Genomic DNA, 25,927 nt, shown 5'->3' on the forward strand with positions numbered 1-25,927 from the left:
CCAACAGTTCGCTCGACTTGCATGTATTAGGCATGCCGCCAGCGTTCGTCCTGAGCCAGGATCAAACTCTCCATAAGAGAAATTCGATTAGCTCGAGTTTCATTTGCTGGCATCAATTAAGATACTCATTTTATTTATGTCATCGATAGATGCATAAACTGTATTTCGTTAACGTTTTGCTGTTCAGTTTTCAAGGTTCATATATTCTTTAAAATAATGGAGCGGGTAGGGAGAATCGAACTCCCATCATCAGCTTGGAAGGCTGAGGTTTTACCACTAAACTATACCCGCGTATAAGTTGTAATTAAATTGTAACGGTTGAGAATGTTTGGTGCGGTAAAGAGGATTTGAACCTCCACGGGGTTAACCCCCACTAGGCCCTCAACCTAGCGCGTCTGCCATTCCGCCACTACCGCTTTGTTTCAGCGACAATTACTAGTATACACCTTCAGTTTAATAAGTCAAGAACTTTCTTGAATTCTTTTTAAAATGAATGGTGAGCCGTACAGGATTCGAACCTGTGACCCTCTGATTAAAAGTCAGATGCTCTACCAACTGAGCTAACGGCTCATGTTAAAATGAAAGGAACAATTTGTCCCAAATACCTTTGATCTCTCTAAAGCATGTGACACGCAATAGAAATGGCTGGGGTAGCTGGATTCGAACCAACGAGTGACGGAGTCAAAGTCCGTTGCCTTACCGCTTGGCTATACCCCATCAATGATAACTCGCTATCAAATCTTCAGGGATTTGTTCATTTTATTAAAAGTGACCCCTACGGGATTCGAACCCGTGATACCGCCGTGAAAGGGCGGTGTCTTAACCGCTTGACCAAGGGGCCTTAATGGTAATGTCGGTTCAGCAAGCGAATGGTTTGTTGCGCTTGTCTTAGTCGACTTTTACTATTATAGACAGGGTGTTGCCGTTCGTCAACCTTTTTGGACAATCTTTTTTAAATAACTTTTCAATATGCCTTAAAACGTTGATATGACAACCTTTCCGTTTATGATTTTTATATGCCACAAAGCTGTCTTTCACTTCTTTTTATCAAATTGTATAAAAGGCATCCAATCGTTATGATTGAATGCCTTTCACGCTTTACTTCACTTTCGAGATCTCCCCTGCACATTTTCCACAGCGATACTTCGTGCAATCCATTCTTCTGCGCCTAGGATAATCCAGCCCGCAAGCCATACAACGATATAGATGGATGATTGTACTTTTCGCTCTACGTTCCGTAAGCGGTTTGCAATGACGGGGTGAATTCGTCTCTTTTAATAGCTGTTTAAAATCTGAATCTCCATGTTTATACCCCTTCCCTTCTATATGAAGGTGATAATGGCAAAGTTCATGTTTAATGATCCCGATCAATTCTTCTTCATCATGGAGCTTAATAACCAATGGGTTGATCTCTATAAAATGATTACTTAACTTATAGCGACCACCCGTCGTCCGCAGCCTACTATTAAAAATTGCTTGATGGACAAACGGCTTATGGAAGATTTCCAATGAGATCTGCTCAACCAGCTGTTGTAATTGTTCTTCTGACATGCTGATTCTCTCCTTTATTTCTTAAGAGGAAGCATAGATAATGCGATACGCCCTTTTTGGCGATCGACGGAATCAATCCATACTGTAACAATATCACCGGATGCAACTACGTCTAATGGATGCTTCACATAACCATTTTTCATTTTGGAGATGTGTACTAGCCCATCTTCTGAAACGCCAATGTCTACAAATGCACCGAAATCCACTACGTTGCGCACTGTTCCTTGCATTTCCATTCCTTCATATACATCTTTGATATCAAGTACATCCGCTTTCAATAAAGGTTGTGGATAATCATCTCGCGGGTCGCGATTCGGACGCTGTAAAGTTTGTATAATATCTTGCAATGTTATTTCACCTACGTCTAGCTGCGCAGCAAGTTGAGGGATATCGACGTGTTCGAGAGCAGCTGTTGCTTTTTCTGTTCCAAGCTGTGATTTGTCGAGTTGCAACTCTTTCAATACTGCTTCTGCCACTTTATAACTCTCTGGGTGAATGCCTGTAGAGTCGAAGCGCTCTTTTGATTCTGGTATACGTAAGAAGCCAATTGCCTGTTCGTAAGTTTTCGCACCGAGTCTCGGTACCTTTTTCAGCTCTGTGCGTTTTGCGAACTTACCTGCTTCATCTCTTGCTTTAACAATGTTCTCCGCAACGGCTTTTGACAGACCTGAAACATACTGTAACAGCGAAGATGAAGCGGTATTGACATTAACCCCCACTCGGTTCACCGCTGTTTCCACGACAAACGAAAGTGATTCGTTCAGATTCTTTTTCGCTACGTCGTGCTGGTATTGTCCCACACCAATAGATTCGGGATCGATTTTCACAAGTTCAGACAACGGATCCTGCAGTCTTCGTGCGATGGATACCGCACTTCTTTGCTCTACCTGCAGGTCCGGGAACTCTTCTCGGGCTTTTGCAGATGCTGAGTACACACTCGCGCCTGCTTCATTGACAATTACGTAGGAAACCGGCTCGGCTACTTCTTTTATTAGATCAACTATAAACTTCTCTGTCTCACGGGATGCAGTTCCGTTGCCAATCGCAATAATGGATATCGGATATTTCTTTAATAAATCGCGTATTATTTTTTTTGATGCTTCTTTTTGTGGCTTTGGTGGATGGGGATAGATGACAGAGATATCATGTAACTTTCCTGTTTCATCCACTACCGCAAGTTTACATCCTGTTCTAAATGCCGGGTCTACACCAAGTACTGTTCTACCTTTTAATGGCGGTTGTAATAGAAGGCTACGAAGGTTTTCCGAAAACACGTGAATTGCCTGCGTTTCTGCTTTTTCGGTTAAAGTCGTTCGTACTTCCCTTTCTATTGAAGGAGCAATTAATCGTTTAAAAGAATCCTCTAACGCTTCTCTTATATACGTTGCAGATGAAGTAGGGTGTCGCTTTAGATACACACGCTCGAGATCACCAATGATGCGATCTGCTGGGAAACCTACCCCCACACGCAACACATCTTCTTTTTCTCCCCGATTAATAGCTAACACGCGGTGAGGCACGATTTTACTGAGTGGCTCTTCATATTCATAGTAGTTTTCAAAAACTTTTCGTTCATCTTCCGCACCTTTTTTAATAGTGGCTGTTAATTTCCCAGATGCCCATGTGATTTTACGAATCTTCTCCCGTATTGTTGCGTCTTCTGATACTCTCTCCGCAATGATGAACTTAGCCCCTTCTAACGCATCCTCTATTGTAAGGATTTCTTTTTCAAGATTGATATAGGCTTGTGCTGCAGATTGAATGTTCTCGGATGTCTGTTGCATTAATTGGTCAGCGAGAGGTTCCAAGCCATTTTCAATCGCAATCATTGCCTTCGTACGTCGTTTCTGTTTATAAGGGCGATACAAGTCCTCAATTCGCTGCAATACGGTTGCACGTTCGATCTCTGCCTTTAACGTATCATCCAGCTTTCCTTGTTCATCGATTAAGCGCAGAACTTCTTCTTTTCGCTGTTCAAGCGACTTTATATAGTGATAGGCATCTTCAATATCCTTGATTTGTACTTCGTCGAGCGAACCTGTTGCTTCCTTCCGGTAACGCGCAATAAAAGGTACAGTGTTGCCTTCTTCCAATAGCGCGATGACACTTGCCGTTTGGGGCTTACTGATTCCTGCACGACTTGCTGTTGCTTCCATAAGATCTTTTGACAATTCAATCACCCTTTCTCCTTTCCATATAATAGCATGTTTCCAATACGCTTTCCTTCTGCAACCATTTATTTTCAAGCACAAAAAAAGCCGCTTCAACCTAATGAAGCAGGCTAGCTGCGATAAATGTTGCATCATCATCATCCTCAATCGTCCGTTCAACCTTTTTATACAATTGATACGGAGTAGAGCTTTCTTGTAAGTACTTTTTAGGACTTCGCAAATTCACACCATCAGAATGAAGAAAGAACCGGTCATTCTTATTATAAGGGTACCTTTGTGTTCGAGGCGATTGTGGTCGTCCGGACAGATAACCCATTACTGGTAAAGGATAAATCATCTGACCATTTGATTGCAGTATATAGATCCGGATGTTACCGACACAACTATATTCTATAGTTTGCTGTTTAAAATACACTTTTACAATCCCTACTGCCGCACCGCGTTTATGCAACATCTGTTTATTGCAACGCAGTAACAAATCGTCAGGTGATTCATGATGATACATCTTTAAGACTTGTGGAATTATTTCAGCCGATTCTTTTGCTTCTGTTCCACTGCCTAAGCCGTCTGCAATAGCACAAATGAAATAATCTTCTTCTGAATGAATGTAGTATGCATCCCCAGAATCTTTATTACCTTTTTTGGACTGTTGGTATATATATGCCTCTACATAGTCATTCTCAAAAGTCTCCACTAATTTGCACCACCACTTGTTAGGATTACTTCTTGTAACTTCTTGATTGCTTTGCGTTGCAGTCTTGAAACATGCATTTGGGAAATATCCAGTAATTCTCCAGCTTCTTTCTGGCTCATCTGATCGATATATGTATACTGGATAATTTGACGTTCGCGTTCACTTAAAACGTTCAGTGCATTCAAAACAAGCATGCGCTGATCTGTCTTTTCAAAACCGCCATCAGTTTCACCAATGATATCAAGCAATGTAATGGTTCCACCTTCTGAATCCGCGTCTAAAGTATGGTCAATCGACAGCGCTTGGTAACTTCTGCCCATTTCCATCGCTTCAAGTACTAATTCTTCGTCGGTGCCAAGATATTCTGCTATTTCATAGACCATTGGCGAACGCTGAAATTCAGTCGTTAACGTTTCAACAGCCGCTTTTATCTTCGGCCCTAACTCTTTGATTCGTCTCGGTACGTGAACTGCCCAGGTTTTATCACGAAGGAATCGCTTAATTTCCCCGATGATTGTCGGTACGGCAAACGCTTCAAAGTTCCGTCCTTGCTCAGGGTCATATCTCCGAATCGCTCCTAATAGTCCGAGCATTCCCGCCTGCACAATATCTTCATGATGAGATTGTCCACGAGAATATTTGCGCGCGATGGAGTGTACTAGTCGCTCATAATGCAGGACTAGTTGTGTTTGCGCATGGTCGTCATTATTCTCTTGATATTCATGTATCCATTTAATGACTTGCTCTTTTGTCTCACTGTCACGAGAAGACTGTTGATTTGACATGGTCCTCTCCCCGCTCTCTGCCCAAATATTTGGTCATGAAAACAATGACACCCTCCCCATGGTCAACTTTGACTTCATCCATTAATGTTTCCATCAAATAAAGCCCTAAGCCACCTTCTCTAAGAGGTGAATCCTCATTCCAATCTTGATATGGGCCGACTTTTTTCTTTGTTTCTTCAAAGTCGAAGCTTTGACCATGATCTGTCACAACAATTTCCAGGCGATCTTTATAAAGGGCACACCCCAAAATCACTTCACCTGTTTTTTCATCATTATACGCGTGTTGCACAGCATTCGTCACTGCTTCACTTGCCGCGATCTTCAAATCTTCAATTTCGTCATATGTGAATCCAATACGACTTGCAAGACCGGATATAGCTAAACGAGCTACGCCTACATACTGGGCTTTTGCTGGAACCTTTATTTCAATGTAATCAAACGCTTGCATTATCTTCGCCACCTTTAGATTGTTCAATCTCCATAATGTCACTGAGGCCCGTAATTTCAAACAATCGGTAAAGGCGTTGGTTTAGTCCTTTAATAACTAATTTCCCGTTATGCGCTTTTACTTCTTTATAGAATCCGACAAATATGCCTAAGCCTGTACTGTCCATATAATTTACTTCAGATAAGTCTAATTCCACTTCGATTCCTTCTACTAACTCTAAAGTAGCCAAATGTTCTTTCAATTTTGGCGCTGTATATATATCGATTTCTCCGATAACTTTAAAATTATGTACGAGATCTTTATCAACTTGCTCAACTTGTAAATTCATTTCGCCACCCCGATCGCTTTCTCTATTTTCTATGAATGTATAGCATAGTCATATCCACTACACACTCATTGTTTTATACCCATTCTCAGACTTCTTAAACCTTCAATTTGTTTTTTTCAAAATCACAAGGGTGAAGTCATCATGCAGTTCATAATTCTGCATCTTAGATAGCTCATTAAATAAATAGTCGACCATTGCTTGTGCACTTTCCGAACGTACTTCATGCAATAGGTTCTCTATAACATCCATTTCAATGAAGCCTTTATCTGTTCTAGTTTCCGTTACACCATCCGTCATAATCGCAATAAAGTCATTTTTTTCGAGACGCACAGTACGTTCTTCATACACCGCTTCTGCTTGAACGCCAAGTAACAGACCTTTACTTTCTAGCAAACTGTACGAATCTTCAGAAGCACGATAAAAGAGAGCAGGCTCATGTCCAGCTGAAGAATAACGGAATACCGAGTTTTCTGTATCGTATTTTCCATAAAACATGGAAATGAACATAGAATCAGCAATGCTTTGCTCCACCATTTTATTGATAAAGCTCAATACTTCAAAAGGACTTCTTTTCTCATACCGCAAGCTATCCATGCCAAACTTCACCATGGACATATGCATAGCTGCAGACATGCCTTTGCCGATAATATCGGCAACCGCCAAGCAAACTTCTTTTTCAGTTTCTTTTAGAAAGTATACATAATCACCGTTCATTTGCTTCGATGGCTTGGAGATCCAACCTATATCCAGCCCCTCCAACATAGGAGTTGTTGTTTGCAATAAAGTACTTTGTACTCTAACCGCAATATCCATCTCTGTCTGAATAACTTCTTGTTTACGGATTAAGCTCTGGTGTTCCTTTAATGCTAGTCCATAATGAATCATCATTTCAATTAGAAAATCGAAAGATACGCTGACATCGGCCGGCATATCTTTAATCAATTCTTCAATTGACGTTTTGTGAATACTGATGACATCTTCCGGTGCAATATTCTTTTCTATGAAGCTGCGGCTGAATTGCTGTCCCAAATAGAGATCTTCTTCTCCTTTGGAGTGCAGATAATTCTCCAGCATTTGCTTATACTGCCTACCCGCCTCTTGTGGCAATACCCTTCAACTCCTAGTGCAACCATTTAGTCGCTGTAATAGTGGTACCTACTCCCACTTCTGTTTCTACACGAAAATCATCCATCAATCGTTTGACTCCTGGCATTCCTGCACCTAGCCCTCCCGACGTCGTGTATCCATCTGTCATAACTTTTTGTAAATCAGAAATTCCTGGTCCTTCATCGGTAGCGGTAATTAGTAATCCCACCCGTACACCTACTGTAATAGGCACAATTTCGATTCTACCTTTTCCCGCGTAAAGATATATGTTTCTTGCTAATTCACTAATAGCAGTCGTAATTCTAGCTTGGTCGACTGTCCCAAAACCCGTAATTTTCGCCTCATTACGTCCTAATTGTCTAGCAGCAACAATATCCCATTCTGTCTTGATCTCTATAGAAGACCTGTGTTCCATGGTCAGGCCTCCAATTCTCTAGTCAATTTCTCTAGCCCATTCTCTAGATCTAATGCAGTTGTCACGTTCTCTAAACGGATGCCTAATTCAATTAGCGTGATAGCTACAGATGGTTGAATACCTGTGATAACAACTTTCGCACCCATTAGACTTGTCATATGAATAACATCCCCAAGTACTTTAGCGATGAATGAATCAATAAAGTCGATTGGCGTCAAATCAATCACAACGCCTCGTGCAGACGTTTTATGCAGTTGATTCAATAAATCTTCTTGGAATTGTAATGCTGTCTGATCATCAAGCTCTACTTGAATAGATACAATCAATGTGTCTTTTAGCTTTAGAATTGGGATTCGCATCTTCATACTACATTTCCTCCTCCACAATTGTTCGACCTGTCATTTCCAGCGCCTTTTGCATACCTCTGCGTAACGTGCTAGTCGTCGAGAAATCTGTAAGATTAATGCCAAGCGTTACAATAGTTTGCGCAATTTCCGGACGAATACCGACTAGCATACATTTTGCACCCACTAAACGAACAGCATCTGCCGCCTGGATAATATGGTGTGCAACCATCGTGTCTACTACTGGAACGCCTGTAATATCAAGTAATACAACTTCAGCGCGCTGCTTGACAACGCCCTCCAATAAATTCTCCATGATCAATTTCGCACGTTCCGTATCGATTGTACCGACTAACGGCATGACAGATATCTTGTCGAAAACAGGAATTAATGAAGCCGATAGTTCTTGCAATGCAATCTTCTGCAAGATATCCGTACGTTCCCACTTTGTGGAATATTCTTCAATAATGCTTTCTCTTAACGGATTGATCCAGTTCGTGAAGATGTTAATCCCTTCGCGTAAGTTAGACTCTTGTAAAATCCTCGTTTCAAAGAATAGATTATATACGACAGAAGAAAACGTATCAATTGCCCGATTGATGAATTTAATGGACCATCCAAAATGAATGATTTTCTCCGTGAACTCATCCAAACGTTCCTTGTCCACTGTATCGCGGTACGTTAGATTGGATGTCATCAGTTCTGTAAACTCTCTACTAGTTGTTGCTACTACAGGCGCTGGCATTAATTCCAGAAAACGTTCATCTGCGTTCTCTTTCATCTCTTCTACCCAACGCGTCGTAATTGTGTCTATATTTTCAACTATACCTTTTCTCATGACTTCGTTCATCGTTATTTGTTCCTCCCTACATCTTCAATTATCTCTATTGTATCGAATTTCGTAGCAAACTACATGTATTTTATCGTTTTTTTCGAATTTACTATAAAAAAACACTATAACCAGTTGGCTATAGTGTTTCAAGCAGCCATTAGTTACTGGCGCCATCTGCAATGAAATTTGTTAGAATATGTATGCTAAAATTTAATAAGTCCGAAGCTTACTTGTAACGCTTCGTCGACTTGTTTCATTAACGCATCGTCTAAGTGAGTTATTTTGTCTGTAAGCCTTGACTTGTCGATTGTGCGGACTTGCTCGAGCAGGATGACTGAATCCCGCTCGAATCCATGCCGGGCCGCAGTAATTTCGACATGTGTCGGCAATTTTGCTTTTTGAATTTGTGCAGTAATGGCTGCTACAATCACTGTGGGACTGAATCGGTTGCCAATATCATTTTGGATGATCAGTACCGGTCTAGTCCCACCCTGTTCAGAACCGACTACAGGTGACAAATCTGCAAAAAAGACGTCTCCGCGTTTAATTGCCAACTTTTCATCCTCCGCTGACGCAACGTTCTACGGTATGCTGAGCTTCAAATTCCGCATATAAACATTCTGCCGCTATGTTGAGGTTGATTTGCGACATTTCCACATAACCTCTTATCATGGCTTCACGTAATAAGGAAGCTTCACCATGTTCGATATGTTTCACATCTGTCGTATAAACGAAATCTTCTTGCACTTGCTCCCATTGAAAGATTGCGTCTTCATTTTGCTGTTGCAATCTGGTTGAGGCTATACTAAGTATTCTTTTATCGTTTTTATCCGTACGCAAATCGAGCACCTCCGACAAACCCATCCCTCTATTTCTATATCAATTCTATCTTACCACTTATATTGGAATATGAAAAGACAAGGTTTGAAGTGTTTTGACAAGAAATACTAGTTTCGTCAGTAGAATGTCGAATTGAATGATCGTTGCGTCATATATTCCAATAGATAGTTTCGACTTTTTACGTATAGACTCTCGGTATCCGTGTAGAAAATGTTACAGCTATTTCATAGGGTATCGTGTTTAAGCATTCAGACCATTCTTCTATTGCTATTTCTTCTTTACCTTGTTTACCGATCAGTACCACCTTTTCACCTTCAGGATATTCACGAGGTAATCGGATCATGCATTGGTCCATGCAAATGGTGCCAACAATTGGTACCCTCTTGCCGTCAATTAGTACTTCCTGACCTGTAAGCGAACGCTTTAATCCATCCGCATAGCCGACTGGTAATGTACCGATCCATTCTCCTTCAACAGCCTCATACGTACCACCATAGCTAATCGCCTCACCAGCAGTCATCTGTTTCACGTAAGTTAATTCAGATTCAAGCGCTAATGCTCGCTTAAGTTTAAATGGTAGCTGCTTTGCCACAGTATCAGACGGTGGAATGCCGTATAAACTTATGCCAAAACGGACAGCATCTAGTGCATATTCAGGAAACAACAATGCCCCTGCGCTATTGGACGCATGAATAAGACGCGGTTTTTCAGGCAAACAATTTACTAGGCGCATGAATCGCTCAAACTGTCGCCGTGTTGGTTCTCGATCTTCTTCATCTGCACGCGCGAAATGTGTGAATACACCATCAATAGATAGATCGGACTGTTGAATACACTTCACCAATTGAGCAAGCTCTTCTTCAGTCCGTACTCCGATTCTACCCATTCCGCTGTCGATTTTTACATGAATCCTGCATTTATTATCAAATGGTTGTTGAGCAATCACTTGTTTTACCCAATTCTCACTCGTGACCGTTAGTATAATGCGATGTTGTGCTGCTATTGCCGCAAATGATACCGGTGAAAGTCCCAGCACGAGTATATCCGCTGTCGGCTGTGTTTTCCTGAGTGTCATAGCTTCATCGGGAGTAGCAACAGCGAACATTTCCGCTCCCGCTTGTAATGCAGCGGAAGCGGCCTGCGCGACTCCGTGACCGTACCCATCTGATTTAACGACCGCGATCAATTTGGTTTCTTTGGGCAAATACGAAATCAAATGTTCTGCATTGTGTTTAATAGCCGCTGTGTTAATAACCGCTCGTGTTGGCCGATATTGTGTTTCGTTGAACATTTCCTTCCACCTCGTTATAGGATAGACTGTAGCATGCAATAATTATCTATCCAAAGGCACAGTCTAGTCAATTGATTCAGTCGTTGATTACTTCGATTCAGTTGCTGTCATTGAATTCGCTACAGTGATCAGTTCTTCCTTGCTTAACATGTCGGATGCAACAAAGAACGCCATGCCATTCGCTTCCCAGTGAATGGATTGTTCTGTCAATGCCGCTACTGCGAATCCTAGATCAACCGGATCACCTTCTATGGATACAGGCATTTCATTCAATGGCTTTTCAGCTGGTTCTTGAATCACAACATACTCCTTATCCCCACTGAATGTCATAATAACACGCTGGCCATTCTCAATTTCCACACTCTTTTCTTCTGACAATGTAGTACCTTGTAAATTAGCAACCGGATAGTACGTTTGTTGATTTACCTTAGCCTGTTCTTCCCCATCACCTTCTGTTGCTTCTTCATCAGAATCCGCTTTATCGCCGTCTGCTTTCGGTTTATCCATTTCCACCTTATATTCAGCAACTTTATGCTCTACACCCAATGCAATTTTATCGAACTTAATGGAGATCTTTTCTTCACCTGCTTCATCATGGATCGTCACCTTATTTGGTAACAATGTCTTTTTATCGATATGAATTTTCTGAGTTGGTAAAAGTGACTTATGATTATTGCGTGTCGCCGTTTCAAAGATATACTCTTTTTCCTTTTCTTCCATGACTGCCGCCTTGTCTGCCTTAATATCTTCAGCAAGCGTTCCGATCAGATACCCCTGACTGTTTTGTGCCGGCCAGTCACTTTGGAATTTGTAGGTTTTGCCGAGTGACGGTGTAATGACGAATACGCCTTCTTCGTTACGAACGATCATTTGTGACTCTTCATTCCCCGATTGTGTCACATTTACTTTGTAAAACTCCGGCTTAGTATGCCATACTTCCACATTGTACACCCGAGGCTCTGAACCTGTTTTGATTTCCATCGAAGCATTTAACTCGTAGCCTTTTGTTTCGTTCCACTTATTACTAAGTTTCTTCATGACATCTTCTTTGGAGGGTTTACCGCATCCTCCTAGTACTAACATAACTGCGATGACTGTTAACAAGATAATTTTTTTCCGCATTCTTTTCATCCTTTCTCCAATCAATTCGGGTAGCTTATCTTATGAGAGGGATGAATCGATTATGCGAGCTTGTTTTAAATTCTAATTAGATGCTTTCAGAGTTCCATTAAGACCACTTGTGCAGCAGCTACAGTTTGGGTATGTGTAATGCTAACGAACCCCTGAACCAGCTGACTATGAAAGTACAGTACAGGACGACCACTTGCTTCTGAAATGACTTCGATGTCCAGAAAACTGCAATCTGCTCCTATTCCAGTACCTCGCGCTTTAGAGAATGCCTCTTTGGCGGCAAACCGGCCTGCCAAGTATTCGATTTTACGGCGGCCACTTAGTGTTTCATATACATGTAGTTCTCTTTCGGACAATATCCGTTCTCTGAATTTAGTGTTGCGGCCATCCAAACGGGCTACACGGTCCAATTCCACGATGTCTAATCCAATTCCTTGAATCAAAATGAACAACTCCTTTCCCTTCAAGTTAAAAAATATGTATAATCAGTACAGAAGATTGAGGTGAAACCATGTTTATACGAACGGAAAATTTTCCACAATATGTTCGCGCCTATCCTGTCGTGACATTTTTGCTTGCCTTAAATATCGGGATATTTATCTACACATTGATTCCCGGTATTGGTAATCAACTCTTTTTATTCGGCCTGGGAGATAACTTCCTCATTGCGAATGGAGAGTATTGGCGCCTAATAACCCCGATGTTTTTGCATGGCGGTTTTATGCACTTACTATTTAACATGTTCTCGCTTTTCGTTTTCGGACCAGAGCTTGAGAAAATCGCGGGGAAAGCACGGTTTATTACAGTGTATATGTTAGCCGGCTTATTCGGCGATATCGCAACATACTTCGTGCAGCCTGTTGCTTATACGCACGTCGGTGCAAGTGGTGCGATTTTCGGTGTGTTCGGTGCGTTTGGTGCACTTGTGTATTACACGAAGCATGCGTTTCCGCAGTTGAGACAAGTAATTTTGCCGATTATCGTCATTAGTGTTGTGATGACGTTTGTAGGAACGAATATCAACGTGACTGCGCACATAGCAGGATTACTCACAGGATTCCTAATTGGACTGAGCTTCTTCAACCCGAAGAACATCGTCAGTTGGCGAAAGAAATAGTATCACGCAAGGCCAGGCGAGGGTTCGCTTGGCCGTTTTCTGTGTACTTTCCAGAAATTAAAGCACCTGTCCAGAGTCTCAAAGCGCAACAAGGAGTATCTTCCACTTATACTGCTGGGATTGAATCGTAGGAGCGGGGTCTCCTCAGGAAACGTCCCCCTCCGAAGCGCAAATCCCCCTATCCCCGTCAGTTTTTTTACTTTCATTAAGCATCAAAAGCCAGACAGGTTTAGTTGTCTGGCTCTGTTTGTGATTCTGCGCTTTCTAAGTGGTACTCATACCAAGACAGGAACTTTTCTGCGTCTTCCTGAGGCATGTGGCGAATGGCTGGGGCGTCAAGTGTCATGCCAGATTTGACATTGACCGTGATTGTCGCAACTTTTTTTCTGCGATGGAAATAATTCTGATCCAACTCCATTGACTGGATCCGATTCTTCTCCGTAAACACCGTCTGCCGGCTGATTGTGCGAAAACGCATCGTTAACTGTTTCGGCAAGATGACGTAAGCCGCTGTCTTGTATTGCCAAATACCGTGCAAACCTACCAACGGCAGCAGTAACAACATCAGCAAGCCGAATGGGAAAAAGTTGTACGAGACAATCGCTATCGGTATTAGTGTCACAAGTAACTTAAAACGATAGTAAAAACGTTTTCCTCTACCACCAATTCTTTCTGTCGGTTCACTGAAATTTATATTAGGAAATAGCTCCTGTAACGGTTCAATGATGCGGTTTCGTTTCGCTAGCGGGAAAAGTTTGATTCGAGAACCTTCTCCCACTCCCCCAGCACTGTTGATGATGACCGCTCCATAGCCGAATAGTTGACGGAGAGGGTTTTCAGTGATCGTGATATTTTGTACTCGTTTCAACGGCACAGTAACTCTTTTTTTCTCGAGCAACCCTCGCGTGATGACTAAATCATCTTTCTCACGCATGACCTTGAAATCATAATTTGCAAGAAATGTCATCGCAACGGATAGTATCCAAACGATAAGAAAACCGAGTGCTACTAAAATCGCAATGACGAAGACACCGATACGGATGAACGATTTCAACTCTCCGAACAACCAATCGTACGGAATGAGTTCTTCGATTTGCGATAAAAATACGATTGCACCCGATAAAATAACCCCGATCCCACCTGAAGTTGTCGCAAGCATAAGCAAGTCACCTGTCGTCATGGAGAAAATTACTGGCGCTGGTTGTTTCGCTACCCGCACTTCTTCCTCCGGGTCTCTAATCAATTGCCACTCTGTTTGATCAAATATTACCGGCTCCGGACCTAGTACTTTTACTTTTTTCGCCTGCTTGATTTCTTTTTCAATCTGTTGCGCCGCTTCTTTCGTGATGGCAGTTAATTCGGCCTCGGCATCTTTACCTGAAGATGAGCCTGCTGTTTCTATTTTGACTTTCACCAACTGGAACGGTCGGTGAAAAATACCTTCTGTGTAATCCAGACTTTGAATACGATCGAATGGAATGTAACGCTTTTTCCGCACAAACAAACCCGATACGATGCGCAATTCTTGATCCTCAAACCAGTAATCAAAACGGCGCCATTTTACAATACCCGAAACTAACGTGAATACGATCAGCACGCCGAATAAAATCAACGACCAATACTGGATATACCATGGAGCTGTACTTTCTCCTTTGAAACCATTCACGAAAACCAAAATCACGAATGGACCAATCAATTCTTTCAGCGTGTTCGCAGTCTCAACGACAGCAGATATCCAATGAAGTTTATAACGTGGTTCAGACATCGTCTTTCGCCACCCTTGCAAACGTAGATATACGGTTGCGTAGTTCATCTGCTTCTTCCGTCACGAGCGCAGGAATGGAATGATTAGTCGCTGCAGTAGAGATCGTGATGGAAGCTAGACCGTACTTACGTAAAATTGGTCCTTCTGCTGTATCCACGTGCTGAACGCGGACCATCGGAATGAGTGTGCGATTGACGATGAATAATCCGTGTTGAAGCTCAATTTCCGCTTCACGTACTTCATAACGCCAGCGTTGCCAACGAATTTTCGGGAATAAGTAAATCGATAAAAATGCATGTAATAGTACAACTACTGTAACGACGATCATAATCCAAATTGGCCAGTCAAAAAAGTACGATAAAAAACCTAATCCGACTGCTACTGCCAGAATGATCACACTTTGAATCGTTCCATATAATCTCCAAACAGTTAACCCTTTTCTGGAAATTTGATTTGAAGGTTGTTGCCTCACAGATCCACCTCTTTTCAGATTTCTACTTATACTTATCAAACTATCATGAAAACATTTCACTCTAGTCGATCATATCATATTCACGACAAAAAAATCCGGGCTGCTATAATGCAGACCCGGATTTTATATTTTCTATTCTTATCGTTCTGAACGGTTACTGCTGTTACGTCTTGAACCGCCATCTCTTCTTGCACCATCGCGAGGTCCGCTGCTACGTCTTGAACCGCCGCCAGAGCCGCCACCGCTGAAGTTTCTGCTGCGTCCGCCTTGAGAACGTCCGCCGCTACGGTTGCCACCTTTATAACCTCCACCTGAACGGGATGAAGAAGGTCTGCGTGAAGGTAATGGGCGCTCTTCTGTAATGCTTACAGGTGTTTCATCAATGTTTTTAGTCAATGATTTAAGAGCTGCCGCCACAATTTCTTTCGCATCATGTTTCTCAAGCAATTGCGCTGCTAATCCAGCATAGTCCTCTGAATTTTTTTGGTCAATTACTTCTACTAGTGAATCCACTGCATTTTTCTTCTGTTCAAGCAATGCTTCATCAGAAGTTGGTGGACGTAGGGGAGTCATACGCTTCTTAGTCGTTTCCTCAACGATGCGAAGGTAACCCATTTCACGTGGCGTTACGAATGTAACAGCCACTCCACTTTTACCAGCACGGCCAGTACGGCCGATACGGTGAACATAGCTCTCTGGATCTTGTGGAATGTCAAAGTTGTAAACATGTGTTACGCCTGAGATATCCAATCCACGTGCAGCTACGTCTGTTGCTACAAGTACATCGATTTTATTGTCTTTAAACTGACGCAAAACTGACATACGTTTTGCTTGTGTCAAGTCACCGTGGATTCCTTCAGCAATATAGCCGCGAATACTTAGTGCATGAGCCAACTCATCTACCCGGCGCTTTGTGCGTCCGAATACGATAGCCAATTCAGGCTGTTGAACGTTCAACAATCTTGATAACACATCAAATTTCTCACGTTCATGAGACTTTACGAAGAACTGTTCAATGTTCTCAACAGTCATTTCTTTGGATTTAATTTTAACTACTTCTGGGTTTTTCATGAAAGTTTCTGCAATTTTACGGATTGGAGCTGGCATAGTTGCTGAGAATAGCAACGTCTGACGCTCAGCCGGTACGCTTGCAAGAATTGTATTGATATCTTCAATGAATCCCATGTTCAACATTTCATCCGCTTCGTCCAAAACAAGTGTTTGAACGTGATCAAGCTTCAATGTTTTACGGTTGATATGGTCCAAAATACGTCCCGGTGTACCGACAACAATATTTGGATTATTACGAAGTGCACGGATTTGACGTCCGATTTCTTGACCGCCATAAACGGAAAGAACTTTCGCGCGGCTACCGTAGCCTACTTTATAAATTTCTTCTGATACTTGGATTGCCAATTCACGAGTTGGTGCGATGACCAACGCTTGAACTGCAGTGCTCTTTGGATCCAATTTTTCAATGATTGGAATACCGAATGCTGCCGTTTTACCAGTACCTGTTTGTGCTTGCCCGATTACGTCGCGGCCTTCCATACCAAAAGTAATTGTTCCCTCTTGGATTGGAGTTGCCTCTTCAAACCCCATGCGTAGCAAAGCCTTTTGTGTCGTTTCATTAATATTCAATTCTGAAAACTTCGTCAAAATATTCAATCTCCTTTATTTCTCCATTTGACAATTGGTTACATCTGCAAATGAAAGCGCGGCAAATTCGAGCCATGTACTTTGAAAATTGGGAGCGTTTCCGATATATCCATCTCTGGTTTATAAAAAGAATCTTCTAGAAGGATTCTTGTGGTCGAGAGAAGTCATATCAATTACACTTATCGTAATTGCGTCCAGATTTTTATACAGCACAATGTAAAATCTGTGACATACAAGGAAAGCTCGGTCCTTGCCGAGCGGTGAAAACAGCAAGTCATTGCTAGTTTGCCTACTAATCACCGTTTTATTCAAAAAAAAGTACTCTCCGTAAAATAAAACGGAAGAGTGCCGTGTAAATGTATCCAATTCCTTTTATCATTCTACCATGGCTTACACAAGACTGCAACGAATCCGCTTAAGTTCCATTAATCAGTCTTCATCCATGAACTTCAGTACTTTTGCGAACCATACGTGGCGATCTTCGCTATAACAAATATGATGTTTGCCATGTTCAGAATATATCAGATGTTTTTCTTTTGACCCTAGTTGTTCGTACAATAAGTCTGCTGTGAATGCAGGAACGATGCCATCTTGCTTCCCCTGCACGATACAAACAGGCGTTTTGACTTGATGGTGATACGGTCGCACTAAGCGAACGACACGTAAAAACTCTAGGGCCATACGAACTGGTGTATGTGTCAGCTTATAGTTATACAGATGATAGAACGAGTTGGGAGGATAAGCTTTACGCTTTAGGGACCTCATCATGATCCTCGCGTCTTCCAATAAAATACGTGGATTAATATATTTCGCCGCAGCACTTAATAAGATAAGCTTTTTTATCGGATAGCGCATGGCCAAATACATGGCGATCAAGCCGCCCATGGAGAAGCCGACAACTATGACGTCATCTACTTCTTTTTGTAGTCTTCTTAACTCTAATTCAGCGACCATCATCCATGACTTGGCTGAGCCTCTTAGTACGCCTGGATCCATTTCATGCCCCGGTAACACAGGCACTACTACTTTCCAATGGGTATGATTTTCTAGAAATCGTTTAAACGGAGCGACTTCAAAAGGACCGCCCGTGAATCCGTGAATGATGAGGACGCCTGTCGTCACAATTCTTCCTCAGCGAGCAACTCTACAATCCGTTCTAGCTTCATCCCCCTAGACCCTTTGAAAAGCACCACTGTCTGATCCGTTAGTTTTGGGCGCAACGCATCTGCAAGCAACTCGGCATCATTCGCTGTCCACATGATATCTATAGGATGATTTTTCAACTGATCCGACAACCACTTCATACGGGGCCCAAACAACGCGATACCTTTTAGGTCCATTTTTTTCAGTTCGTCCGCCAACTCTTCGTGATAGCGCTGTTCATTAGTGCCAAGCTCGAGCATATCACCTAGAACAAGCCATTTGTTTTCTTTAACGGATGTACCCTCGATAAAACGGAATGCTGCACGCATGGAAGTAGGCGCTGCATTGTATGCATCATTAATAATCAATGAACCGTTTTTTCCCGCAACAGGTTGCATACGCATATTCGTTAAGGTTGTTTCACTTAATGATTCTTCGATTTGCTGTTCCGTCAGACCCAACTCTGTTGCGATCGCAATCGCGGCCAATGCATTCTTCACCTGATGAGAACCGTAAACAGGAATCGTGAAGTGAGCTTCGAGTTTACCAAATACAGTAAACGAGCTACCTTTATCGGTAGATGTAATTTGCTGCGCAGTCAGATCTGCTTGATCGTAGCCGAATGACATGCTACGTAAATCGGTTTGTCGATTGACTAATTCTTGTAATAACGGCTCGTCGCCGTCGTACAGCAACATACCCTCATTTACCAGACCATCGATGATTTCAAACTTCGCCTTTGCAATGCCTTCACGAGAACCGAGGTCTTGCATATGTGCCTCACCGATATTGGTTATGACAGCAAACTGTGGTTTAGCAAGCGTTGACAAGAACGAGATTTCTCCAAAGCCGCTCATCCCCATTTCAAGGATTGCAACTTCTGTGTCGTCTTCAACAGACAGTAAAGTCAGCGGCAAGCCGAGTTCATTATTGAAGTTACCTTCTGTTTTTTTTACTTTGCGATAAGGCGACAGGACGCCCGCAATCAGGTCTTTTGTCGATGTTTTACCATTCGACCCTGTGACTCCAATGACAGTACACGTCAATTCACTTCGGTAGCTACGGGCCATTTGCTGCAATGCAAGCTCTGAATCCTCGACGAACAGCAACGGGATATCGGCTGGCGGATTCGGTTCATCTTTCAGCCAAAGTGCCGCAATTGCACCTTGTTCAATTGCCCCTCTGACGTATTGATGGCCATTTACTTGTTCTCCTCTAAATGGGATAAACAAGTCACCCGCTTGCACATTCCGTGAATCGATGCAGACACCTGTCACTTGTTGGTTCGCGATATGCTGTCCTTCTGCTTGAAGCCATTGCTGGATCGTTACTAGATTTCGTTTCACGTTACTTCCTCCACTCAGTCCATCGTATATTGTAGTTGCTGTTTTTCCGTATGCCGTTCTACTGCCAGTTCAATTAGCTGATCAATTAATTCAGGATAAGTCAGCCCAGACTTCTGCCACAGTAACGGGAACATACTAGATGGCGTGAAGCCAGGTAATGTATTCACTTCATTGATCCATACTTCATCGTCTGCTGTGACGAAAAAGTCTGCTCGGACGAGTCCTGAACAGTCTAGAACTTTAAATGCACGGATTGCCATGTCTTTCATATGCTCTGCAACGGCATCCGGCATTTCAGCCGGAATAGATAACTCCGTGCTTTGATCTTTATATTTTGCTTCATAATCATAAAAATCTGCAACCGGACGAATTTCCCCTGCTACCGATACCTTAGGGTGGTCGTTACCGAGAACCGCCATTTCAATTTCACGCGCCACAATGCCTTGTTCAACAATAATTTTACGATCAAATTTCAATGCCAGTTCAACCGCTTTTTCGAGCGATTCACGATCATCCGCTTTACTAATTCCGACACTTGATCCAAGGTTAGCTGGTTTGACGAACATCGGATAAGAAAGCTCTTGTTCCGCCTGATCTAATAATTGCTCTGCGTGATTTTTCCACGTACTGCGAATAAAGTGGACATATGCAACTTGCGTCAACCCTGCTTGAGCAAATAGTTGTTTCATCACGACTTTATCCATGCCTGCTGAAGAAGCAAGGACTCCGTTACCTGCGTATGGAATATTTAACACTTCAAACAACCCTTGTACTGTTCCGTCTTCTCCGTTCGTTCCATGAAGTAGCGGCAAAATGACGTCGGGCATATCCCCTTGTAAAAAACTTTCAATATGATCAGGCTTTGGTTGTTCACTTTTCAGACGTAATGCCTCAATAGTAGAAACAGGCCCAGTTAACGGATCACCTTTCAACCATTCACCTTGCATAGTAATATAGATTGGCAATACTTCATATTTATCTAAATCTAGCGCCTCTGTTACTGCACGCGCTGTAGAAAGCGACACTTCATGCTCTGCGGATTTCCCGCCGTATACTAAACCTAACCGTTTTTTCATGTAATCTCCTCACATTCCGTAGTTTTCATTCATACAGTTTACCATGAACGGAGCCAATTCATGAATGAAAAACCCACGTTCTTCATTCTTTTTACTTCTCGTAGAAACCAATCATTTCACAACTCGTCTAGTAATGGGTGTACTTCTTAAAAAGTTTTGCGATATAATAGGTGATTATAGTAAGAGAATACTAGCTTAAGAAAAGGTGAGTTCATAATTGAAACAAACAAACAGGCTAGGTGAACGATTTGACTGGACACTTGCCTTTATCATTTTGCTTTTCGCGATTGTCAGTTTTTTCGTCATTGGATCTGCTCAAACCTCTGAGCAATATACACAGAACTTCGTTTTAAAACAAGTGAGATGGTATATACTCGGTTCTTTCATCGTAGCGATGGTCATGTATTTTGAACCCGATCAGTATAAAAAGTTCGCTTGGTATTTTTATGGCTTTGGTATTTTCTTGTTGGTCTTTCTTATGTTAGCACCCGGTGGTCCGGGGCAAATTGCAGAAATGCGCTACAGCGCCAAACGTTGGTTGCATTTACCTGTCATTGGGACAATCCAACCTGCCGAGTTCATTAAGACATTCTTTATTATCGGACTTGCCAAGTTGGTCAGCACGCATAACGAACGCTCGTTAAACAGGACATATACGACAGATTTACTGTTGCTCGGTAAAATTGCGCTGATGCTTGTCGTTCCGTTGTTTCTCATCATGAAGCAACCCGATCTCGGAACTTCACTCGTCTTCATTTCTATTACTGCTGCCATCGTCATCGTTTCAGGCATATCATGGAAAATACTCGTGCCCGTCTTTTCATTTGGAGCGGCAGCCGCAGGAGGCATTCTGTGGATGTCACTGTACGCACAAGATCTGCTCGACAAATTCGGTTTTTCACCTTATCAGTTTAAACGTGTCTATTCTTGGCTCGATCCCTACTCTTACCCGACAGATGAAGGGTATAACTTGATTACCGCGATGACTGCAATAGGCTCAGGACAACTGACGGGTAAAGGTTTTCTGGAACGCGTTGTATACATCCCAGAGAATCACACGGATTTTATCTTCAGTGTCATAGGAGAAGAGTATGGTTTTATCGGTGCTTGTTTAGTGATCACACTGTATTTCATTTTAATTTATCATTTGACGAAAGTTGCTCTTTCTTTGCACGATCCATTCAGTGTGTATATTTGTACCGGCGTCATTGCGATGATTGCGTTCCATGTATTCGAAAATATAGGCATGAATATCCAACTGTTGCCTATTACCGGTATCCCTCTTCCATTTATTAGCTACGGGGGAAGTTCGTTATTCAGTAATATGCTGGCGATCGGCTTAATTTTCAGTATGAAGTTCCACCAGCGAACGTATTTATTCGATGCGGATAACAATGACTAACTGTAAACGCATACCGACTCCCTTTCCGAGCCATCACAAATTGTGTAAGATGTATAGGAAAGGGAGGTTTTTTTATGTCAACTTTACCAAATTGTCCGAAATGCCAATCCGAATATACATATGAAGATGGGAACCTTCTCGTATGTCCGGAATGTGCATACGAGTGGACACCTGGATCAATCGAAGAATCTGATCAAACAGGTATGCCGGAGATCAAGGACGCAAATGGCAATGTATTGCAGGATGGGGATTCTGTAACCGTCATTAAAGATTTGAAAGTAAAAGGAAGTTCTAACGCATTGAAAATGGGGACGAAAGTGAAAAGCATTCGCTTAGTCGACGGTGACCATAATATCGATTGTAAGATTGATGGATTTGGCGCTATGCAACTAAAATCGGAGTTTGTTAAGAAAATTTAAAGCATAAACTAACGCGAAAAGCTCACCCTCGAATATATTCGGGGGTGAGCTTTTCGTATACTTTCTTATTTAATTAGCTTGAACGGGTGGTGCTTGTACGGCAGGCGCCAATGCTTGCAACATATCACTTCTGGATTTTGTGAGTTTTGCGGAAACACCAAGCTTTGCCAAATTGGAAATAATTTTCTTGAAATCCATCTCTTTAGCCACTTCTTCCACCTCAACCTTCCTAGTTAGTTATATAGACGTTTGATCGCTCGTGAAGTTCTAGATTTTTAAAAGTTTCTTATGGTCTTTATTATACCACTTTAATTGCCTTTTAAATCTTTCATTTATGTAAAATTTTCATCTTTTACACAAGTTTTTATCCTCAATATGTAAAAACGAATGTTTTGACATACCCCCTATACGTATATTAAAGTGGATATATACGAAAGGTGGAGAATCATGAATGACGTTACTACCTGAAGATATTTCTCTAAATGAAGTGGAAACTTCTTGCCGTAAGAGTCATCATCCGGAAGAAATTAAGACGAACTTGACTCATCGTCTGAACCGTATCGAAGGTCAGATACGAGGTATAAAAGGTATGGTAGAGCGCGATGTTTATTGCGATGATATTATCACTCAGCTTTCCGCTACACAATCTGCATTAAATAGTGTGGCGAATGTTTTATTAGATGGACACTTAAAAGGCTGTGTGAAAAATAGGTTAGCTGAAGGTGACGATGAAGTGTTAGACGAACTAGCTAAAACAATAGCTAAATTAATTAGAAAATAGGAGGAATTGTAAATGACTACAACTACATTGAACGTAAAAGGTATGACATGCAATCACTGTGTACAAACAGTAGAGGGAACATTAACAGAATTATCGGGAGTAGAGCGTGCTTTAGTTGATTTGAAAGCGAATAGCGTAGCCGTAGAGTTTGACGAATCTGTTGTTACCGTTGGACATATGACAGAAGCTATTGAAGATCAAGGATATGACGTCGAAGCGTAACAAGAGAGGTGACCTGCATCATGAATGAGCAAAAAAGAGATATTGCTATTACAGGCATGACGTGTGCTGCTTGTGCTAACCGCATCGAAAAAGGGTTGCAACGTATGAATGGTGTATCGGCAGCTAACGTCAATTTTGCTACGGAAAAAGCGGCCGTTACATTTGATTCTAGCCAAATCGGATTAACTGAAGTGGAAGAACGAATTCGCAAGCTAGGTTATGATGTGTTGATGGAAGATGTGAACCTCAACGTTAGCGGTATGACATGCGCCGCTTGTTCCGCACGGATCGAGAAAGTGTTGTCCCGTATGCCTGGCATTCAATCCGCCACCGTCAACTTAGCACTTGAAACAGCTCACGTAAGCTACGATCCTGCAGTTTTGAAATTGACAGATATTTTACAAAAGATCAAAAATATTGGTTATGAAGCAGAATCTCGTACAGAAGAATCGGAAGGTCAAACGGATCATCGCCAGAAAGATATTGATGACAAGACGCGCAAGCTGATTATTTCATCTATTCTTTCACTGCCGCTCTTATGGACCATGTTTGCACATTTTTCCTTCACCTCTTGGATGTATGTGCCTGAAATTTTTATGAATCCATATTTCCAGTGGATATTAGCAACACCTGTACAATTTTGGATTGGCGCTACGTTTTATAAAGGTGCGTATGCCGCACTACGTAACGGCAGTGCCAATATGGATGTACTTGTTGTACTGGGTACATCTGCCGCATATTTCTATTCCGTTTACCTTGTATTGACGGGTTATGCATTGGATCACGGCTTATATTTCGAAACAAGCGCAGTGTTGATTACATTGATTTTATTAGGTAAATTATTTGAGGCACGAGCAAAAGGTCGGTCTTCAGATGCAATCAAAAATCTTATGAAGTTGCAACCGCAAGTGGCTATCTTAGAGCGCAACGGAGAAACTGTAGAAATATCTATCCATGAAGTAACGCACGGAGACATTCTAGTCATTCGACCAGGAGCTTCTATTCCCGTAGACGGACTGGTAATATCCGGATCTTCCGCGGTAGATGAATCGATGCTAACGGGCGAAAGTTTACCTGTAGATAAACAACCAGGCAATGAAGTGTTTGCAGCTACCGTGAACGCTAATGGTTCATTACGGATAAAAGCATCGAATGTCGGCAAAGACACAATGCTTTCCACTATTATTCGCGTCGTAGAAGAAGCACAAGGTTCAAAGGCTCCAATTCAGAGACTAGCTGACCGGATATCCGGAGTGTTCGTACCTATCGTCGTCGGGATTGCGGTCATTACGTTCCTCATATGGTATTTCGTAGTCACACCTGGTAATTTCGAAGCTTCTCTAACGAGCATGATTGCAGTTTTAGTCATCGCATGTCCTTGTGCACTCGGTCTTGCTACCCCTACTTCTATTATGGCAGGTTCAGGAAGGGCAGCGGAAGAAGGCGTGTTATTTAAAACTGCTGAAGCAATGGAACAAACCCGTTCCATTGATACCATTGTTTTTGATAAGACAGGAACAATTACAAAAGGTCATCCAGAATTAACAGATTTCCACGTTCGCAATGAAAAACAGCGTATGTCTTTGCTCTCCCTTGCTGCTGCGGCTGAAAGTGACTCCGAGCATCCCGTTGCAAAAGCCATTACGGCTCACGGATTACAACAGTTTTCTACATTGCCTACTGTGGAGTCATTCGAAGCGATTCCTGGTTACGGAATTCAAACAGTAATTGACGGACAAAACATTTTGCTAGGAACAAGAAATCTACTTTCTCACCATAATGTGGAATTTGATTCTACGATTGCTTCTGTAGAACAAATGGAAGGCGACGGCAAGACCGTTATGTTCATGGCGGTGGATGGCGTACACGAAGCAATTATTGCGGTAGCAGATACAATTAAAGATACGTCGAAGCAAGCAATTGCCGAGCTTCGTGCGATGGATCTTAATGTCATCATGTTAACAGGAGATCAGCATATGACAGCGCAAGCAATTGCACATACCGCAGGCATCGATCATGTCATTGCAGGCGTATTGCCAGACCGTAAAGCGGAGGTCATCCGCTCCTTACAAGCTGAGGGTAAGCGGGTAGCTATGGTCGGTGACGGTATTAACGATGCCCCCGCTCTTGCGGTAGCCGATATTGGTATGGCAATGGGGACTGGAACAGCGGTCGCGATGGAAGCGGCTGACGTGACGCTCATGCATGGTGATTTGTTGCGTGTAGTTGATACTGTGAAAATGAGTAAGTTGACGGTCCGGAATATAAAGCAGAACTTGTTCTGGGCGTTGGCGTATAACTCAATTGGTATTCCGATTGCGGCAGTCGGTTTGTTGGCCCCATGGCTAGCAGGCGCTGCGATGGCGTTTAGTTCGGTGTCTGTTGTGTTGAACGCTTTACGTTTGCAGCGTGTGAAGTTGCATTAAGAAAAGTATTGAGCTGTCCTGGGAGTCATACATGACTTCTTGGGGCAGTTTTTTCCTTGCTGGAGTTCTTGCCCTATAATATATAGGAAAGCTGGCAGTGGTGTCGGGGTGGGGATTTCTTATTGTCGTTCATTAAAGTTAGGGGTGGAATTTGTTCTGAAT

The 25,927-nt window shown here is 42.3% G+C and carries 28 protein-coding genes, 5 tRNA genes and 1 rRNA gene; 6 read left to right on the forward strand and 28 right to left on the reverse strand.

Going from position 1 to position 25,927, the window contains the following annotated elements; translation table 11 throughout:
- From CSV80_RS03875 to acpS, 21 genes are all read right to left on the reverse strand, one after another.
- A 16S ribosomal RNA gene (locus CSV80_RS03875) occupies nucleotides 1–77 on the reverse strand; the annotation flags it as partial.
- 140 nt (nucleotides 78–217) lie between these two features.
- Nucleotides 218–291, reverse strand: a tRNA-Gly gene (locus CSV80_RS03880).
- A 38-nt stretch (nucleotides 292–329) separates the two neighbouring features.
- Nucleotides 330–416: transfer RNA gene (locus CSV80_RS03885), tRNA-Leu, on the reverse strand.
- A 78-nt stretch (nucleotides 417–494) separates the two neighbouring features.
- Nucleotides 495–570, reverse strand: a tRNA-Lys gene (locus CSV80_RS03890).
- A 72-nt stretch (nucleotides 571–642) separates the two neighbouring features.
- Nucleotides 643–717: transfer RNA gene (locus CSV80_RS03895), tRNA-Gln, on the reverse strand.
- Between the two features lie 52 nt (nucleotides 718–769).
- Nucleotides 770–841, reverse strand: a tRNA-Glu gene (locus CSV80_RS03900).
- Between the two features lie 257 nt (nucleotides 842–1,098).
- A complete protein-coding gene (locus CSV80_RS03905) occupies nucleotides 1,099–1,551 on the reverse strand; it encodes a SprT family protein (protein WP_099669848.1) in 453 nt (150 codons plus the stop codon).
- 14 nt (nucleotides 1,552–1,565) lie between these two features.
- Complete coding sequence (locus tag CSV80_RS03910; protein ID WP_099669991.1) at nucleotides 1,566–3,707, reverse strand: Tex family protein; 2,142 nt, start codon at nucleotides 3,705–3,707, stop codon at nucleotides 1,566–1,568.
- A gap of 112 nt (nucleotides 3,708–3,819) precedes the next feature.
- Nucleotides 3,820–4,416, reverse strand: coding sequence for a PP2C family serine/threonine-protein phosphatase (locus CSV80_RS03915; protein WP_099669849.1), 597 nt, complete (start codon nucleotides 4,414–4,416; stop codon nucleotides 3,820–3,822).
- Nucleotides 4,416–5,201: an RNA polymerase sigma factor SigB gene (gene sigB, locus CSV80_RS03920; protein ID WP_029054715.1), complete on the reverse strand. Its 786-nt coding sequence runs from the start codon at nucleotides 5,199–5,201 to the stop codon at nucleotides 4,416–4,418. Before sigB ends, CSV80_RS03915 begins: the two co-directional genes overlap by 1 nt.
- Nucleotides 5,176–5,649, reverse strand: coding sequence for an anti-sigma B factor RsbW (gene rsbW, locus CSV80_RS03925; protein ID WP_029054716.1), 474 nt, complete (start codon nucleotides 5,647–5,649; stop codon nucleotides 5,176–5,178). The genes sigB and rsbW overlap by 26 nt, the downstream gene beginning before the upstream one ends.
- On the reverse strand, nucleotides 5,636–5,977 hold the full coding sequence (locus tag CSV80_RS03930; protein ID WP_029054717.1) for an STAS domain-containing protein: 342 nt from the start codon (nucleotides 5,975–5,977) through the stop codon (nucleotides 5,636–5,638). The genes rsbW and CSV80_RS03930 overlap by 14 nt, the downstream gene beginning before the upstream one ends.
- 102 nt (nucleotides 5,978–6,079) lie before the next feature.
- A complete protein-coding gene (locus CSV80_RS03935; RefSeq protein WP_199083924.1) occupies nucleotides 6,080–7,084 on the reverse strand; it encodes a PP2C family protein-serine/threonine phosphatase in 1,005 nt (334 codons plus the stop codon).
- A gap of 13 nt (nucleotides 7,085–7,097) precedes the next feature.
- Nucleotides 7,098–7,499, reverse strand: a complete 402-nt coding sequence (locus tag CSV80_RS03940; protein ID WP_099669850.1) for an anti-sigma regulatory factor — start codon at nucleotides 7,497–7,499, stop codon at nucleotides 7,098–7,100.
- A gap of 2 nt (nucleotides 7,500–7,501) precedes the next feature.
- The gene (locus CSV80_RS03945) at nucleotides 7,502–7,864 is read right to left on the reverse strand and encodes an STAS domain-containing protein (RefSeq protein WP_083034138.1); all 363 of its coding nucleotides are present in this window, start codon (nucleotides 7,862–7,864) and stop codon (nucleotides 7,502–7,504) included.
- Nucleotide 7,865: 1 nt separating this feature from the next.
- On the reverse strand, nucleotides 7,866–8,693 hold the full coding sequence (locus CSV80_RS03950) for an RsbT co-antagonist protein RsbRA (RefSeq protein ID WP_099669851.1): 828 nt from the start codon (nucleotides 8,691–8,693) through the stop codon (nucleotides 7,866–7,868).
- Between the two features lie 185 nt (nucleotides 8,694–8,878).
- Nucleotides 8,879–9,229 carry a type II toxin-antitoxin system PemK/MazF family toxin gene (locus tag CSV80_RS03955; RefSeq protein WP_029054722.1) on the reverse strand — a complete coding sequence of 117 codons (351 nt, stop codon included), beginning with the start codon at nucleotides 9,227–9,229 and terminating at the stop codon, nucleotides 8,879–8,881.
- A gap of 4 nt (nucleotides 9,230–9,233) precedes the next feature.
- On the reverse strand, nucleotides 9,234–9,539 hold the full coding sequence (locus CSV80_RS18100; RefSeq protein WP_029054723.1) for a hypothetical protein: 306 nt from the start codon (nucleotides 9,537–9,539) through the stop codon (nucleotides 9,234–9,236).
- A gap of 154 nt (nucleotides 9,540–9,693) precedes the next feature.
- Entirely contained in the window at nucleotides 9,694–10,806 is a 1,113-nt protein-coding gene (gene alr / locus CSV80_RS03965; RefSeq protein ID WP_099669852.1) for an alanine racemase, read from the reverse strand.
- A gap of 87 nt (nucleotides 10,807–10,893) precedes the next feature.
- The gene (locus CSV80_RS03970; protein ID WP_099669853.1) at nucleotides 10,894–11,928 is read right to left on the reverse strand and encodes a LolA family protein; all 1,035 of its coding nucleotides are present in this window, start codon (nucleotides 11,926–11,928) and stop codon (nucleotides 10,894–10,896) included.
- 95 nt (nucleotides 11,929–12,023) lie between these two features.
- A complete protein-coding gene (acpS, locus tag CSV80_RS03975) occupies nucleotides 12,024–12,380 on the reverse strand; it encodes a holo-ACP synthase (protein ID WP_029054726.1) in 357 nt (118 codons plus the stop codon).
- Between the two features lie 68 nt (nucleotides 12,381–12,448).
- Here acpS and CSV80_RS03980 point away from each other — a divergent pair, with 68 nt between their 5' ends.
- A complete protein-coding gene (locus CSV80_RS03980) occupies nucleotides 12,449–13,054 on the forward strand; it encodes a rhomboid family intramembrane serine protease (RefSeq protein ID WP_099669854.1) in 606 nt (201 codons plus the stop codon).
- 229 nt (nucleotides 13,055–13,283) lie between these two features.
- On the opposite strand, the gene CSV80_RS03985 is transcribed toward CSV80_RS03980, so the two are convergent.
- From CSV80_RS03985 to CSV80_RS04010, 6 genes are all read right to left on the reverse strand, one after another.
- The gene (locus tag CSV80_RS03985; protein WP_099669855.1) at nucleotides 13,284–14,819 is read right to left on the reverse strand and encodes a PH domain-containing protein; all 1,536 of its coding nucleotides are present in this window, start codon (nucleotides 14,817–14,819) and stop codon (nucleotides 13,284–13,286) included.
- The gene (locus tag CSV80_RS03990; protein ID WP_029054729.1) at nucleotides 14,812–15,291 is read right to left on the reverse strand and encodes a PH domain-containing protein; all 480 of its coding nucleotides are present in this window, start codon (nucleotides 15,289–15,291) and stop codon (nucleotides 14,812–14,814) included. The genes CSV80_RS03985 and CSV80_RS03990 overlap by 8 nt, the downstream gene beginning before the upstream one ends.
- 138 nt (nucleotides 15,292–15,429) lie before the next feature.
- Entirely contained in the window at nucleotides 15,430–16,950 is a 1,521-nt protein-coding gene (cshA, locus tag CSV80_RS03995) for a degradosome RNA helicase CshA (RefSeq protein WP_099669856.1), read from the reverse strand.
- Between the two features lie 429 nt (nucleotides 16,951–17,379).
- Nucleotides 17,380–18,072, reverse strand: a complete 693-nt coding sequence (locus CSV80_RS04000) for an alpha/beta hydrolase (RefSeq protein ID WP_099669857.1) — start codon at nucleotides 18,070–18,072, stop codon at nucleotides 17,380–17,382.
- Nucleotides 18,069–19,439 (reverse strand): UDP-N-acetylmuramoyl-tripeptide--D-alanyl-D-alanine ligase, encoded by a 1,371-nt coding sequence (locus CSV80_RS04005; protein ID WP_199083925.1) that lies wholly within the window; start codon nucleotides 19,437–19,439, stop codon nucleotides 18,069–18,071. Before CSV80_RS04005 ends, CSV80_RS04000 begins: the two co-directional genes overlap by 4 nt.
- Before the next feature lie 14 nt (nucleotides 19,440–19,453).
- Nucleotides 19,454–20,515 carry a D-alanine--D-alanine ligase gene (locus CSV80_RS04010; protein ID WP_099669859.1) on the reverse strand — a complete coding sequence of 354 codons (1,062 nt, stop codon included), beginning with the start codon at nucleotides 20,513–20,515 and terminating at the stop codon, nucleotides 19,454–19,456.
- 217 nt (nucleotides 20,516–20,732) lie between these two features.
- Between CSV80_RS04010 and CSV80_RS04015 the strand changes: the two genes are divergently transcribed.
- On the forward strand, nucleotides 20,733–21,917 hold the full coding sequence (locus CSV80_RS04015; RefSeq protein WP_099669860.1) for an FtsW/RodA/SpoVE family cell cycle protein: 1,185 nt from the start codon (nucleotides 20,733–20,735) through the stop codon (nucleotides 21,915–21,917).
- A gap of 74 nt (nucleotides 21,918–21,991) precedes the next feature.
- Nucleotides 21,992–22,336 carry a zinc ribbon domain-containing protein YjdM gene (locus CSV80_RS04020; protein WP_099669861.1) on the forward strand — a complete coding sequence of 115 codons (345 nt, stop codon included), beginning with the start codon at nucleotides 21,992–21,994 and terminating at the stop codon, nucleotides 22,334–22,336.
- Between the two features lie 69 nt (nucleotides 22,337–22,405).
- On the opposite strand, the gene CSV80_RS17455 is transcribed toward CSV80_RS04020, so the two are convergent.
- Nucleotides 22,406–22,555 (reverse strand): Lmo0850 family protein, encoded by a 150-nt coding sequence (locus tag CSV80_RS17455; RefSeq protein WP_155979540.1) that lies wholly within the window; start codon nucleotides 22,553–22,555, stop codon nucleotides 22,406–22,408.
- A gap of 232 nt (nucleotides 22,556–22,787) precedes the next feature.
- On the opposite strand from CSV80_RS17455, the gene CSV80_RS04025 reads away from it, so the two are divergent.
- The 3 genes from CSV80_RS04025 to CSV80_RS04035 are packed head-to-tail and all read left to right on the forward strand — an operon-like array spanning nucleotide 22,788 to nucleotide 25,765.
- Entirely contained in the window at nucleotides 22,788–23,117 is a 330-nt protein-coding gene (locus tag CSV80_RS04025; RefSeq protein WP_099669862.1) for a metal-sensitive transcriptional regulator, read from the forward strand.
- Between the two features lie 12 nt (nucleotides 23,118–23,129).
- Nucleotides 23,130–23,339: a copper chaperone CopZ gene (copZ, locus tag CSV80_RS04030; protein ID WP_099669863.1), complete on the forward strand. Its 210-nt coding sequence runs from the start codon at nucleotides 23,130–23,132 to the stop codon at nucleotides 23,337–23,339.
- A gap of 20 nt (nucleotides 23,340–23,359) precedes the next feature.
- Nucleotides 23,360–25,765 (forward strand): heavy metal translocating P-type ATPase, encoded by a 2,406-nt coding sequence (locus CSV80_RS04035; protein ID WP_099669864.1) that lies wholly within the window; start codon nucleotides 23,360–23,362, stop codon nucleotides 25,763–25,765.
- Nucleotides 25,766–25,927: the final 162 nt, after the last annotated feature.

Origin of the sequence: Sporosarcina sp. P12(2017), from assembly GCF_002743035.1 — a bacterium.
GTDB lineage: Bacteria > Bacillota > Bacilli > Bacillales_A > Planococcaceae > Sporosarcina > Sporosarcina ureae.